7 protein-coding genes and 2 pseudogenes are annotated in these 14,560 nt (G+C 53.2%); 8 read left to right on the forward strand and 1 reads right to left on the reverse strand.

Features of this window, described 5'->3' with window-relative positions; all coding sequences use genetic code 11:
• Position 1: 1 nt before the first annotated feature.
• From traG to repA, 7 genes are all read left to right on the forward strand, one after another.
• Positions 2–2,893 (forward strand): conjugal transfer mating-pair stabilization protein TraG, encoded by a 2,892-nt coding sequence (gene traG / locus AQ981_RS23565; RefSeq protein ID WP_058914206.1) that lies wholly within the window; start codon positions 2–4, stop codon positions 2,891–2,893.
• On the forward strand, positions 2,893–3,381 hold the full coding sequence (locus AQ981_RS23570; protein ID WP_058914207.1) for a hypothetical protein: 489 nt from the start codon (positions 2,893–2,895) through the stop codon (positions 3,379–3,381). The genes traG and AQ981_RS23570 overlap by 1 nt, the downstream gene beginning before the upstream one ends.
• Before the next feature lie 136 nt (positions 3,382–3,517).
• Complete coding sequence (gene traD / locus AQ981_RS23575) at positions 3,518–5,641, forward strand: type IV conjugative transfer system coupling protein TraD (RefSeq protein WP_249226380.1); 2,124 nt, start codon at positions 3,518–3,520, stop codon at positions 5,639–5,641.
• Positions 5,641–10,698 (forward strand): conjugative transfer relaxase/helicase TraI, encoded by a 5,058-nt coding sequence (gene traI / locus AQ981_RS23580; RefSeq protein WP_058914209.1) that lies wholly within the window; start codon positions 5,641–5,643, stop codon positions 10,696–10,698. Before traD ends, traI begins: the two co-directional genes overlap by 1 nt.
• Before the next feature lie 163 nt (positions 10,699–10,861).
• A complete protein-coding gene (gene traX / locus AQ981_RS23585; RefSeq protein WP_058914210.1) occupies positions 10,862–11,581 on the forward strand; it encodes a type-F conjugative transfer system pilin acetylase TraX in 720 nt (239 codons plus the stop codon).
• Between the two features lie 15 nt (positions 11,582–11,596).
• The gene (locus AQ981_RS27465; protein ID WP_121500724.1) at positions 11,597–12,172 is read left to right on the forward strand and encodes a ProQ/FINO family protein; all 576 of its coding nucleotides are present in this window, start codon (positions 11,597–11,599) and stop codon (positions 12,170–12,172) included.
• Positions 12,173–12,611: 439 nt separating this feature from the next.
• On the forward strand, positions 12,612–13,499 hold the full coding sequence (repA, locus tag AQ981_RS23595; RefSeq protein WP_249226381.1) for a plasmid replication initiator RepA: 888 nt from the start codon (positions 12,612–12,614) through the stop codon (positions 13,497–13,499).
• Positions 13,500–14,326: 827 nt separating this feature from the next.
• Here repA and AQ981_RS28595 read toward each other — a convergent pair.
• Positions 14,327–14,523 (reverse strand): annotated as a pseudogene (locus AQ981_RS28595) (IS200/IS605 family transposase); the annotation flags it as partial.
• On the opposite strand from AQ981_RS28595, the pseudogene AQ981_RS28265 reads away from it, so the two are divergent.
• Positions 14,492–14,560: pseudogene (locus AQ981_RS28265) on the forward strand (hypothetical protein); the annotation flags it as partial. The pseudogenes AQ981_RS28595 and AQ981_RS28265 sit on opposite strands and share 32 nt — an antisense overlap.

Here is a 14,560-nt window from a genome sequence, read left to right on the forward strand (position 1 = left end):
CATGGACGCGGTATACGTACTGGCCGGCGGTGAGTTTATCACGGCGATTTTCAACGGGGTGGCGACAATCTTTGGGACCACAACCTGGTCATCAATGTTTCGCATTGCGGCACTGATCTCGGTGATGACGCTGTTTGCCGTCTACCTGAAAGGGCACGATCCGAAGGAGTTTCTGAAGTTCATCGCCTTTTTTATCCTGCTGACCAGTGTCATGATCATCCCGAAACGGACAGTACAGATTATCGACAGATCCAATCCGACCTGGGTGGCCACCGTGGCGAACGTACCTGTCGGTCTGGCTGCGCCGGCGAAGTTTATCACCGGTATTGGTACCGGCCTGACGGAAGGGATGGAGGCAGTGTTCCATACCGTTGACTCTGTCACGTACAGCAGGACCGGTATGCTGTTTGGCTCTGCCCTGGTGGTGAGCGCCACAGACTTCACGTTCAAGGACGGCAATGTCGCGGAGCTGTTTACCGCCTACGTCCGCAACTGTGTGGTCGGGGATATATTGCTCAACAACAAGTACACGCTCGAAGAGTTAATGCACCATTCGGCACCCTATGAGCTGATTTTCTCAAATCCCAGCCCGCTGCGCGGCATTATGGTGACGGCAGGCAACACCATTCTGGGCGCGGGATTCAGAACCTGCCAGGACGTTGCCTCTCCACTGAGTACCCGGCTTAATGCCGATACTTCGACCGGGGGAAGCACGTGGCGCTACTACAGCCAGAAGGCGCTGAAGGCGATGGGAGGATCGCCATCAACGGATGTACTGTTCGGTACCCTGATGGCGGACAGTTATAACTACTATTATGGCGGTGGTCGCACGGCCAGTGAAATCATGCGTGCCAGCGTGGTGATGAACGGTATTCGTCAGGGGCTGTCGTCCTACAGTGCCAACAGTGGTGATGCGGCAAGCCTGATTAATCTCGCTTCCCAGAGCTCCTATAACAAGATGCGTCTCAGTCAGTCTGCGTCGGCAGATATTGCCGTGAAGTACATTCCGGTGCTGAATACTGTGCTGCTGGCAATGGTGATAGGCCTGTTTCCGCTGACTATTCTGCTGGCGACGGTTCACGTCCTGACCACCAACATGCTGAAGCTGTATATCTGCTCCTGGATTTACCTGCAGTCGTGGGCGCCGATGTTTGCGATCCTCAATTACGCCGTGGATATGTATCTGCGTACTGAAAGTGGGGCACTGAATTTCAATCTGGCCAGCCTCTCCAGCATAAAAGAAACGCATGCCGATATTGGTGCCGTGGCCGGATGGCTGTCGGTGTCCATCCCGTTCCTGGCGATAGGGATAGCCAAAGGGTTTGGTACTGTGATGTCGCAGGCCGGTAACTATCTGGGAACGGCCATCAACAGCACCGCCACAACAGAATCCTCCCGTGCCGGCGACGGGCTGTGGTCCTTCAATAACATGCAGATGGATAACGTGGCGGGGAATAAGTGGGATACGAACTATTCACACCGCGAAGGGCAAATGACGCAGCAACTGGCGAGCGGGGCTTCTGTGATGAGGACTGCCGATGGTGGCAGTGTTTATAACACCTCGGAAAGTATTTCGAAACTCCCGCTGGATATTCAGATGGATAAACTGGCCAGCAGTGGGTTGCAGCGTCAGCAGCGTGAAGCAATGAGTCAGGTTCAGAGCCTGAGTGAATCGTTGGGGCATAGTGCCAGCCTGGGATCTTCACAATTATCACAGTGGGCAAGTCAGCGTGGTAACAGTAATACCATGACATCCGGAGCGGATAAATCAACGGGAACAAGTGAAACTGCTGCGGTCAGTAAATTGCATAATCTCGTATCCAGATATGCGAAGGATAATAATATCAGTGAGTCCGAGGCGTTGAAAACAGCAGTACAGAAAAGTGTCAGTAATTCTGCTACTGCGGCAGCCTCTGCAGGTGGACGCTTTGATACCGGAAATGCTGTGTGGGGGAAAGCGGTGAAACTTGGAACCGGGCTGAGTGGATATGCCGAAGGTCATGTAGCGCTCGACAAAAAGGGTACTAAAAATGACTCTTATAGTATTGATGGTGACCTGTCGAGTCGCTCAGGAAACAGCAGGGACTTTAGCGCGCAGGAACTAAAAGATATTCGGGATTCTATTGATGTAATCACCAATAACAGAGCATCAAAAACTGGTAGTTTTGCTGAAAATGAGTCAGGCTCCCTTACCAATCAGTTGGGTTCTACGCTCAGTGACATGCGCACTCAGGCTACCCAGTACAATGATGCTATCAATCGTAGCCATGAATACTCTCAAATGGCCAGCTACGTAGAAAACAATAGTGCGGCGATTCGCAGCAATTACACTCAGGAGTTTGTTGGATATGTGCGCTCATATCACTCATCCGACGCCGATCGTTTGCTGACAGATTCATCAAGTCCGGAGGTCAGAATGGAACGGGAGCGTCTTGCTGAACAGTTCGCAGAGGAGAGAATGTTGCCGTCACTACGTCAGAAATATCAATCAGATAAACAACATTTATCTGATGGTATAGGCGGAGTGTCAGCACCAACAAGCCTGAGAGGAAACTTACAACAGGAGTTTGCTAATCAGACAGCGGAAATTAACCAAAACGCTGATAAAGCCGGTGTCAGAGATAAGGGTGATATTTCTGAAAATGTGAGGAATTTAATAAATGACACGAACAGCCATGTCAGCAGTAATCGTAATCTGATAAGTGAAAATGAAGGTGAAGTGAAGTCTTCGTATACCAGTTTTGAAGCGGAGTATCAGAATAAACAGAAAAATTTTGATACACAGAAAGCTACTCAACAGGAGAAGCTGGATACTGCTCCAGGTACGGCATCAAAATCTGAAATGGAACAGATGGCGAAGGATATGATGAAAGATAGTAAGAGGAAAAAATAATGAAAAAATGGCAATTGTATACATTGTTTCTCCCTATCGTTTGGTGGATTAATATTGGGCTTATCATTTTATTTAAGAAGCGCTGGGATGTTATTAATCTATACGGTATTTATACTATGCTGTTATTTGGTTTTGTTTTTTTTGTAATGACTCTCTCTGTTTTATTTGCGGTTTCAAAGCCTGATATAGGTAAGCAATATATTTTTAATCTTATTAAAAGGAAATTGATTATTTCGCTTGTTATATTTGTGATTATTTCTAGTTTTGGATGGGTTGAAGCAGACTCATCCCCTTGTGGTTGGTCTATTTTGGCAATGTTAATATCATATGTGACATTTTGCTTTGCGTCCTGGAAAGATACTCGTGTCGTAACTCCTGGTTATTTTAATGATAATGATGAGGGCTGTGATTTTAACCCTACGACAGGGCTTTATATGAATGGGGGGGTAGATGTTGAGGGCAATTCTTATGGTCACCTTAAAGATTAACTAGATTTTTTCTGATTAATTAATGCGTACTGAATAAGTGCGCTTACTTTTATTTTTGCAAAACTCCGTATATAAATTAGAGAACATCATGAATTCTGCCAAGCATATTACGCAAGGTGGACAGGTATTCAGCTATATGCTGAACATGTTCATGCAGGTGAATAAGCGTATTTCATTCTGGCTGGTAAATACGTTTTTTATTCTTACCCCACTTATTTTCTGGTTAAAGGTACCGTGGCAGGAAATCCGCAACGGTGGCCTGTACTGGTGGCTGTGGTTATTTCACGGCGGTGAAAAGGCTCTGTACCGGGTGCCGCCGGTGTACAGCGTGCCGTTTGACGGTGACATGCTGGAATTTACCTCCGATAACATCCTCCAGGATGAGTATATGCAGTATGCCGGTCAGCTGTTCCTGCAGGAGCTGTTCCTGTCACTGTTCTGGGCGAGCTGCATTGTATTGCTGATGGCATATGGCGTGTATCGCTATCTGCATCGCTTAGGGCAGCGACAGGCGCAGGATGATGTGGTGGGTGGTCGTCAGTTAACCGATGATGTAAAGGCTGTCACCCGTGAGATGAAAAAACGCGGAGAGGCTTCATCCTTTCATTTTGACGATCTGCATCTGATGCTGAATTCCGAAGTGCAGAGCCTGGTCATGCACGGCACACCCGGGGCAGGAAAATCGAACGCCCTGAATAAACTGATGCAGCAGTTGCGTGCGCGTGGCGACATGGTGATTGTCTATGACAAGGGCTGTTCACTGGTAAAGCGCCATTATAATGAGAATGTCGATAAGCTGCTTAACCCAATTGATAAGCGCTGTGAAAACTGGGATATGGCTCTGGAGTGCCAGAGTACCCCGGATTACGACTCCATGGGGAATACACTCATTCCCCAGAGCACTAAAGAAGACCCCTTCTGGACCGGGGCTGCCCGGACCATTTTTACAGCCGTGGCGTATCGCTGGTCGAAAGAGGCAAAGCGCAGTTACAACAGCCTGCTGCGTACCCTGCTGGCCATCGACCTTAAGGCGCTACGTGAATATGTGGCCGGCACCGAGGCCACCAACCTGATGGAAGAGAAGGTGGAGAAAACCGCCATCTCTATCCGTGGCGTACTAACCAACTATGTAAAAGCGTTGCGTTATCTGCAGGGGATTGAGCGCAGCGGTAAACCGCCCTTTGCCATCCGTCAGTGGATGAAGCAGGTCAATGAGCCAGGTCGCAATGGCTGGCTGTGGATCACCAGTAATTCCCGTCAGCACGAATCTCTGAAACCCCTTATCTCAATGTGGCTGGCGCAGGCGGCGAACTGTCTGCTGGAGATGGGCGAAAACCCGAACCGTCGCGTCTGGTTTATCTACGACGAGCTTTATTCCCTGCACAAGCTGCCGGAGCTGCCCGGCGTACTGGCTGAAGGTCGCAAATTCGGCGGTTGCTTTGTGCTGGGGTTTCAGAACAAGCCGCAGCTGGATGTGATTTATGGTTCTGATTTTGCCAGCGCCATGATGGACCTGCTCAATACCCGGTTCTTCTTCCGCTCACCGGATGAGGAAGTGGCCAGCTATGTGATGCGCCAGCTGGGACAACGCCGAGCCCGTGTGTTCAGCGAGCAGTACAGCTATGGCGCTGAAACCGTGCGTGACGGCGTGTCGTTCAGTAAGCAGGAAGAAGACCTGTATCTGGTGAACTACTCCGATATCCAGTCTCTGCCGGACCTGAGCTGTTACGTGACGTTGCCGGGTCAGTACCCGGTGGTCAGGATGGATATGGTCTACGAGCAGATGCCGTTTATTGCTGCTGAGCTGCTGCCCCGCGATCTCAATGACAGTCTGGACCAGGAAATCGAAGAGGAAATTGAGCGGCGGGAAGCCGAAGGCCCGGGTATGCAGGGACTTCTGTCGTCCGCGTTTGGCGAACCGGCGGCTCTTGCGGGTAACCCGACAGAAACGATAGCTGCACCGGGAGACCATCCGGCGAGTACTGCCGCCACAGCCGTGGTGGCTCGCCTCAATACGAAGAAAGCTAAAGCCACAGCCACAGCTTCAGGAGAGACGGCCGGAGAACATACTGGCGGCGTGGTACAGGAGTTTGACGGCCTGCAGGTGGACGTCACAACCGGTGAGGTTCTGGAAGCACCTGGTGAAGAAGAGTACGTCCGGTACCAGGCGGATATGCAGCGTCAGATGCGTGAGGAGGAGAAAAATATTCTCGATCATCCACGCCACCACGATGAACAGGACAGGGAGGACCGCTGGTAATGCTCAGTATTGGCTCTGTGGCTGCCGGTGCGGCGGGATACTACACCGATAAGGACAATTATTACTTTCTGGGCAATATGGAGTCCCTGTGGATGGGGGAAGGGGCTAAAACGCTGGGGCTGGAAGGTGGCGTGAGTGAGCGCGACTTTTCTGAAGCGCTGGCCGGCCGTCTGCCCGGGGACATCAGTCTGGAGAGGATGACGGGCGGGAAAAATACGCACCGCCCGGGTTATGACCTGACTTTTTCAGCGCCAAAGAGTGTGTCCATTCTGGCGGTGGTCGGTGGGGACGAGGCCATTCTGGATGCACATAAACGCGCTGTCGGTGTGGTGGCCAGTGAAATTGAAAAGATGATCACCACCCGGGTAATGGAGGATGGCCACAGCAGTCTGGCATTGACGGGAAAAATGCTGGCGGCGGCCTTTAACCATGATACCTCCCGGGAACTCGACCCACAGTTGCATACGCACCTTATCGTGCTGAATGCCACAGAACTGGAAGGTAAATGGCGCACCTTATCAAGCGACACCCGTAATAAAGCGGGGTTTATTGAGACCGTTTATTCCCTGCAGGTAGCGCTCGGGAAAATCTATCGCCATGAGCTTCGTCAGTCTGTGGAGTCGATGGGGTATATCACGGTGGAAACCGGGAAGAACGGTCTGTGGGAAATTGAAGGCATGCCGGTGGCACCATTCTCGCAGCGAAGTCAGCAGATCAGGGAAGCCGTAGGTGACAGCGCATCCCTGAAATCCCGGGACGTTGCCGCACTGGATACCCGCCGCGGTAAAGAGCGAAATCCCGATAAGGACGAACTGCTGACTGACTGGTATGCACGGCTCGATAAGGCCGGGTTCGATATGGGACGCTTCCGGCAGGCTGCTCATGAACGGGCAGCGCAGGGGCGTACAGAGCATTCTGTCTCCCCTGTTTCCGGTGCCGAAATCGGGAATGCCGTCGGTCTGGCCATTGCCGGACTGAGCGAGCAGCGGACCCGGTTTACCTACTCGGAGGTCCTGTCCGCGTCCCTGAGCCTGCTGTCTGTACAGAAGGGAACACCTGAACAGGTGCGGGAGGCGATTGACAGTGCCATTGGGGATCAGCGGTTAATTCCGCTCGATCGTGAAAAAGGTACCTTCACGTCATCACTTCATTTGCTTAATGAACTCAGCGCACAGCAGCTGGCTGACAGAATGCTCAGTGAGAATAAGGTGGTGGCCGCCCGTCACGGTCCGGTATCTGCAGATAACCGGCTGGCGTCACTGGCCAGTAATCCGCTGCCACTGGCCGTCGTCAGCAGTCGTGGAGGCAGTCAGGTGATGCAGGCGAATATTCTTGATGCGGCCGGTATTGCACAGTCACGCGGGAGCACGTTTACCGTACTGGCTACCGATCGCGTCGGGGAACGATGGCTGAAGGAACACCCCCTGATGGCAAATCACGTGGTTAACGTCAGGGACCTGCAGGAAGAACACCTGACCACGGACAGCACGCTGATTATCAGCCAGGCGGAGAAGTTGTCCGTGAAGGATGCCGTTACGGTTCTCAGTTATGCCCGGGAGCGAAATGTACAGGTGTTACTGATGGACGGCGCCGGTCGTACCGGTACCGGTAATACCCTGCAGACGCTGGAAGATGCCGGCGTGTCGCGTATCAGTCCGGCGCGTGAAGCCCGTATTGCAGTAGAGGTACACAGCGTGGCGGATAAGCGTCAGCGTTATGAGGCGCTGGCGCAGGATTTTGCCGCTTTCAGGAAGCAGGGAGAACGTGTGCTGGCTCAGGTCAGCGGAGAACGGGAGCAGCGGGCCCTGACCAGGGATATTCGTCAGGTCCTTCAGGCGCAGGGCCTGTTGGGTGAGAAATCCGTGACCATTTCGTCCCTGATACCGCAGTGGCTGGACAGTAAATCCCGCCGGCAGACGGACAGTTACCGCGAAGGCATGGTACTGGAACAGTCCGGTGAACACGGTCGCGCCGGTAACCGGTATACCATCACCCGGGTGAGTGCCGCCACGCGTACGCTGACGCTTCAGGATGCGCAGGGTGTTACACAGGCTGTAAAACTCAGCCAGATGGACAGCCAGTGGCGGCTGTATCGGCAGGAAGCTATCACGGTGGCTGAAGGTGAGTCATTAACCCTGCTGGCCCGTCATGATGGTTTTAAGGCACGTGACAGCGTCACTGTTCTGAAAGTTACCGATCGTGCACTGACGGTGGAGCATAACGGTAAACGCCACCGACTCGCCACGGCAGAGGGGATCAAAGCGACCTATGGCTATGTGACTGCGCCGGGGAGTCGCCAGGAAAACAGTGGCCTGGTGCTGGCGGCCGTGGCAGGTCGTGATACCAGCGCAGCGATGCTCAGTACGCTGGCCCGGGGCGGTGACCAGTTGAAGCTCTATACGCCGCTATCTTTGTCTGATGCTGAAGTAAAGCTGGCAAAGTCCCCGCTGTATCGCCCGGTGCTCAGTCAGGTCAATCCACAGAGAGGTGCGTTGCCTGAGGCGCTGGATGCGGCCCGGGATTCACTGATGACCGTAGAGGAGAAATCGGTACGTCAGGCCATCGCTGTCACGCAGGGCAGTGAGGTGGTGTTCAGCCGGCTCGATGTCATGGCCAGTGCACTGCCCATGCATCCCTCCCTGACCCGGGAGAGTGTCGATCAGGAACTGAACCGGCAGATTCAGCAGGGGGAACTTATCCCGGTACCGGGCATGAAAGGTCAGGTACAGCAGCAGTATGTTACGGCCACGACGCTGGAGACGGAAACCCGAATCCTCAGGATGGTGGCAGAGGGGAAAAATACGCAGTCGCCCCTGATGGCAGATGTTGACCCGGGTATATTCAGTGGCCTGACGGAGGGCCAGCAGGCCTCAGGTCGTCTGATCCTGGAGAACACCGACAGGTTTATCGGTATTCAGGGCTACGCCGGGGTGGGAAAAACCACACAGCTGAAAAGCGTACTGGCGGCACTGGAGACACTGCCGGACGGACAGCGTCCTGAGGTCGTGGGGCTGGCGCCGACACACCGGGCAGTAGGTGAAATGGCGTCTGTCGGTGTGAAGGCGCAGACAGTGGCCAGCTTCCTGATGGAAACTGAACGGCGGCTGCAGGCCGGAGATATACCGGATTTCAGTCAGACCGTGTTTATCGTGGATGAGGCCTCTATGGTGGGGAACCGCGATACAGCCGACGCCATGAGCCAGATAGTCGCCGGAGGTGGACGCGCAGTGCTGAGCGGTGACCGCGATCAGCTGCTGTCGGTAGACAGCGGGGCACCGTTTGCCCTGATGCAGCGCCGCAGTGCGCTGGATACGGCCATTATGCAGGATATTGTCCGTCAGTCGCCGGCACTGCGACCGGCCATATACAGCATGATTGAGCGTCAGGTACCCGAAGCACTGAACGTTATCCGCAGTGTTACGCCGGACACCGTTGAGCGTTTGAGTGGGATGAAGGCGCCGGTATCGTCGGTGATGGAATTTGTACAGACGCGTAAGGAACGGGCAGAACAGGGGGATAAGGTCATCCAGGCCATCGTCGAAGACTTTACCGGTCGCACGACAGAGGCACGGGCCCGTACACTTATTGTTGCCCAGATGAACAATGACAAGAATGCCATCAATGCCCGTATCCATGAGCGCCTGCAGGCACAGGGAGAGCTGGGGCGTCAGGTCACGATTTCTGTTCTGGATCGGGTTAAAACCCATGGAGACCACCTGAAGTCCGTTTCGGGAATGGCAAAACATAGTGGAAAGGTTGTTCTTATCAATAACGACTATTACACCCTCCGTACGGGTGCCAGGAGCTGGGGTGGGGGATATGTCACGCTGGTTGATGATACTGGCCAGTACCATCCCTTCAGCGCGTTTGAGAGCAGCCTGCGTGATGTCGCCATATTTGAACCCCGGGAAATAGCTGTTTCTGTCGGAGAGAAAATCAGTTTTTCCCGCTCTGACAAGGAACGGGGGCGTGAAGCCAACAGGACCTGGACGGTGGAGGCTATCACTCCGGAGGGGGAAATTCATATCGCCCGGAGAGATGAGCGTCGGGTACTGAAACCCGGGGAAGAGATGGCCGACAGACACATCGATTACGGCTATGCCGGCACGGCGCATAAAGCCCAGGGGGCCAGTGAGGACTATGTGATTGCCCTGGCTGGTGTGGAAGGTGGTCGCCGGTTTCTGGCCTCTCACCGGGATGCTTATGTGGCACTGTCCCGTGTCAAAGCGCATGTGCAGGTCTATTCCGACAATCTGGACAAGTGGACCGCGAGCGTTACTGCCGGCAACGAGCGTCTTACAGCGCACGATATTTTACGTAAGGACGATGATCGCCAGGCTGACGTTGCGCGGGCCGTCTGGGAGAGAGGGAAACCTCTCTCGGACAGTGCGCTGGGCAGGGCATTGCTGAAAGAGCAGGGTATGGAAGGCAGTGAAGCCCGGTTTATCAGCGGTAGCCGGAAATACCCGGCACCGCATGTGGCCTGGCCTGTCTGGGATGATCATGGTCATCAGCGGGCCGTGGGGCTCAGTGAACTCCGGCTCAGTGATGATGGCCGACTGGAGGGGCCAGCCGACACTTTGCGCCATCTGGGCAGTGAAGAAGCGGTAAATGTGTTGTATCGATCGAGTCAGAACGGTGAAACGATGGTGGTACAGACGCTGCAGGAGGCCAGGGAACTGGCAGCGGATAATCAGGAAACCGGGATCATCATCCGTGCGGATGGGGCGCCCGCAGAGTGGCTGTCCCGCCGAATCAGTGGCGGTGATGTGAAAGCGGATGCCGACCCCCTGAGCCTGAAAACCCCGGAAGAGCAGAGGCTGGAAAAAGCACTGGATAATGAAGTCAGTCAGCATCGTAATCCGTCTGAAGAAAGCCGCGCTGATGATGCGGAACGGCAGGTGGCAGAGCAGCTTCATCGCGAAGAAGTGGCTGAAAAAACGGTTTCCAGACAGCAGGAAAGCCATGAAGCAGCCAGGGAACAAAAGTCAGATCCAGTCGGGCAGTTACGTCAGAACGAACGGGAACTGGTGAAGGAGAAAACCCTGGCGGGGTAAACGAACCCCTGCCGCTTTTCTTCAGGGTGTTCGGTGCTCGCCAGGCTGCGCTCCGCCTCAACCTGAATAACACCGACAGTTCCGGACAGAAACACACGACCCGGGCCGGCATTGTTCGCCGGCATCGATACCACTCTGTCTCTCCTGACCGACAGGATGCCCTGTGAATAACCGTAAACAAGATATGATGGCATTTGTGCCAGTGTCGCCCGCAGGGCTCGACTGGCTGAAGATAATTGCGTTACTGGCCATGGTGGCCGATCACGTCAGTAAGGTGTTCGGCCCTGGCATACCTGAATTACAGCTGGCAGGGAGAATGGCATTCCCTCTGTTTGCGTTTGTCTGGGGATGCAATATCAACCGTCACCCGGTTCGCCAGTCTGCGCTTAATCGCATGTGGTTTTATGCTGTGTTGTGCCAGCCACCCTACTGGTTTGCTTTTGAAAGCGTGGGGTACCCCTGGTTTAATCTGAATATTCTGTTTGCGTTTGGTGTTGCCGGGCAGGTACTGAAAGCGGCGGATGACACCTCCAGGCAAAACCTGCTTTCAGCATTACTGGCGTTGTCATTGTTGCCTTTTTTATCAACCAGCTATGAGGTGCGTGGATTACTGCTGTTACTGGCCAGCGCTGCGTTGTTTCGGGTGGCTGCGTCAGAAAATGCACGATTATTCATTGTTCTGTGGTGTTGCGTGGCGTATGTGCTGAACCATAGTGCAGGTGCCATTTATGCCCTGTCGGGGAGTATACTTTCAGTTGTAACTGTTGCTGCGGTTCAGAAACTGACCTGTGCGGGAAACAAACGTCTATTATCGGGCTGGTTTTTCGTGACCGGGTATTCAGCGCATCTTTTCATCATTGGTTTGTTTGCTACCGGGCTCTGAAAAAGGATTGTCACAGTGAGTAATGAACGCCCCGTCTTGTCCCTGAAGCGAAAGCCTGAGGAGGCCTCTGGCAATAAATCCTCACCGGTACCCGCGGGCAGGAAAAAAATTGTTGTTACAAAGCCTTCAGCCAGCAAGCTCTACAGGGATAAGCGGGATGCCCGGGAGCAGAATGCTACCACTGTCCAGTGTGACGTAACGCCTGCGCCGGGCACTATTGTTCCGTCTCCTGGGATGCATGGCCGTTCTCCACGCCTGATGTCACAGGAAGACGCAATTGCCATCATCAGGACCCACTGGCCAGCACTGATTGACCCTGAACATCACGGCTGTCGTCTGATGAAGATCGGTATTTTGAGTGATATGTACAGGGATGTGGAAACCCGAAAACTGAATTTATCCCGTAAAGTACTACGGCGTTGCCTGAAAACCATCACCCGTACTGAAAATTACCTCCAGTTATCCATGCCAGGCGCTTTTCGTTACGGTACTGACGGGCAGGTTGCCGGGCAGGTAACACAAGAGGAGCACCAGTTCTGCCAGTTACGTCTTCATGAAAAGCGTACTTCTTCAGATATTGAGTATCCGTAGCCTGGCATAAGAAAAGAGTAAAAGGCGTTCAGACAAGCACCGGGTAACGTTGTCGTACCTGTTGTTGCAGCTCTCAGCGCTGAAGATTTCCGCAATACCTTCTCGCTATCAGGCGTGCTACTGAGGCACCGCTAAACCAACGCTATTAGCCCTGTTGACATATCAGGAGCACCATACTGCGGAGTTTCTCCGCGGTATAAGTCTGTACGCACATATCATTTCACCGGCGGGCCACGCCACAAGTGGCAGGGAGCTGATACGTCACATCATTGACGCATCAGAAAAAGAAAACCCCGAAAATCTCCCCTAAGTTTCGCGACAAGAAAAGAGATTAACGGGGTTCACGACAGTACCTGTGGATAGGTTGTATCCACTGGTGAGGATAGAATTATGACCACAATAATTCAACCTGTTTTGAACAACATAAGTGCAGGATTGTGTGACTGAGCGCATTTCTATGGACAAACGCCATCGGGGTACGCATTCCACGACCTGCAAATGCCTGAACCCTGTCTACGTACGACCGTCGCACTATAAGCCGCTCAGTAAGGAACACGGCCGGGCGCTGCGTAATCTGATGGTCAGGGATAAAACCACCGGTGAATGGGTTATCCGGCGCCGGGTATCTGCCGATCCGCTGTTTACATTTCTGCGGCCGCTGAGTGGTCGTAAACGTGCCTTCCGGGAAGTGCGGCGTCGTTTGCTGGATGCACTGTTTGTGTTGTTAATTAATAAGGTGGACCTGGCGACGGGTATTGTCACTGTAAACATCAGCAGGCTGGCTGCGGACCTGAGTCCGCGTGATGAGCAGGGGAATATCCTTCATGAACAGGCAGTCACTGTTTCCCGGATCTCACGCCTGATTAATGAACTGGCACGATTTGGGGTTATTAGTGTGCCAGAAGGGGAGTGGGACTCTGTGAACGGGTGTCGATTTCCCATACATGTCATCATTACCGAGACAGGCTGGCGCCTGACCGGCATTGACCTGAACAAACTTCGGTCCGAGCAGGAAGAGCGGCTTCGGGCGATTTCTGAGGGAATTCTCCAGCCAGGTGAGACCCTGTCTGTTCGGGCTGCCCGACGGCGCTGGTATGATAATATGCGTCACCAGACCATCCTCAGCCGGCGTACGCGGGCGATTGCACAGAAACAGCGCCAGCGGCTGGTCGCTCTGCCCTTCGATGAACGTAAACGCCAGGTCGCAGAAGATCTATGTAAACATCTGGGTAAACACACTCTGACTCTCCAGCAGTTCGAAAAAATGGTCTGGCAACAGCTCTACCAGCTCGAACTGGTAAATCTCACACCTCCAGCTCACCATTAGCGACCATTCTCATGTATCCGCCCGCCAGCGGAGGCTCTCCCACGTCCAGGCCATCTTTCAGGCTCATTGTCCCCTAAATCATCTCAGTGTTATCGCGTTAACCCCACGCTATTGAGGCAGCGGATCTTCTGCCATACCGATTATCCACTGTTATCTGCAAACAAGAACAACGGCTTATCCGCAATCAGCTTCTCGTTATCTGCAATATATTCAGGCTTCGCCTTATACAGATATTCATAAAAATCCTTTTTATTCATGGGATAAGTTCTGTGGAAAACGGGGACAGAAGGGCAGGGAGGTACAGAATTAGCATGAATATTTTTAGTTACAACATACAAATATTTAGAAGAAAACCCGGAGCCCGTCTTAACTATTGTGCCCCTCTCAGACCACTAAAAGCCGCCCCGCTCCGGGCCAAAGGCCCGGAACAGAGCAACTTTATACTGGATGTTGTAATTAAATTAGATTGCAACTATGAAAAATATCGCTGCAAGTTTTTCATACACGTTCGTAAGCGGCCCTTTCGGCCCGCTAACGCGGAGATACGCCCCGACTACGGCTACGCCTTGTCGTGACCACTCCGACCACGCACAGCAGCACCTGAGTTACTTTAAACTGGAATAAGCTTAGCAGTATGAAAGGTTGATTGATTAAACCTATCAGACCTGTAACCGGCTGAGCCGGGTTCCGGCGCCAGTCACTCACTGAACCATATTGAACATCAGCTGGCGCCTCTATGCCGCCTTGCGGCATCACAAAGCAGGCTCGCACAGCTCATACGAGCTAATTATTTCTGTCAGAAATGGCTCGTGAAAGTACATGATACATCAACACCAGACGAGGCCGTTGATGTGCTGGGTATGCGTCAGGCTCATATCATTACAATTTATCCGGTGCGCCGTAAAACCCCGTCCTTCAGGGCGGGGAATAAGGCGCGGTTTTCCACCTAACCAGGTCTTTGCTGTTGTTCAATGTATTGGCGGATGACGGATATGGGCGAAGATGCAGCCGAACAGCTGGAGCTGATGCGCAGCGCCTTCCGGGTTATCCGCACGGTGCGG

The organism is Entomohabitans teleogrylli (assembly GCF_001484765.1).
Classification (GTDB): domain Bacteria; phylum Pseudomonadota; class Gammaproteobacteria; order Enterobacterales; family Enterobacteriaceae; genus Entomohabitans; species Entomohabitans teleogrylli.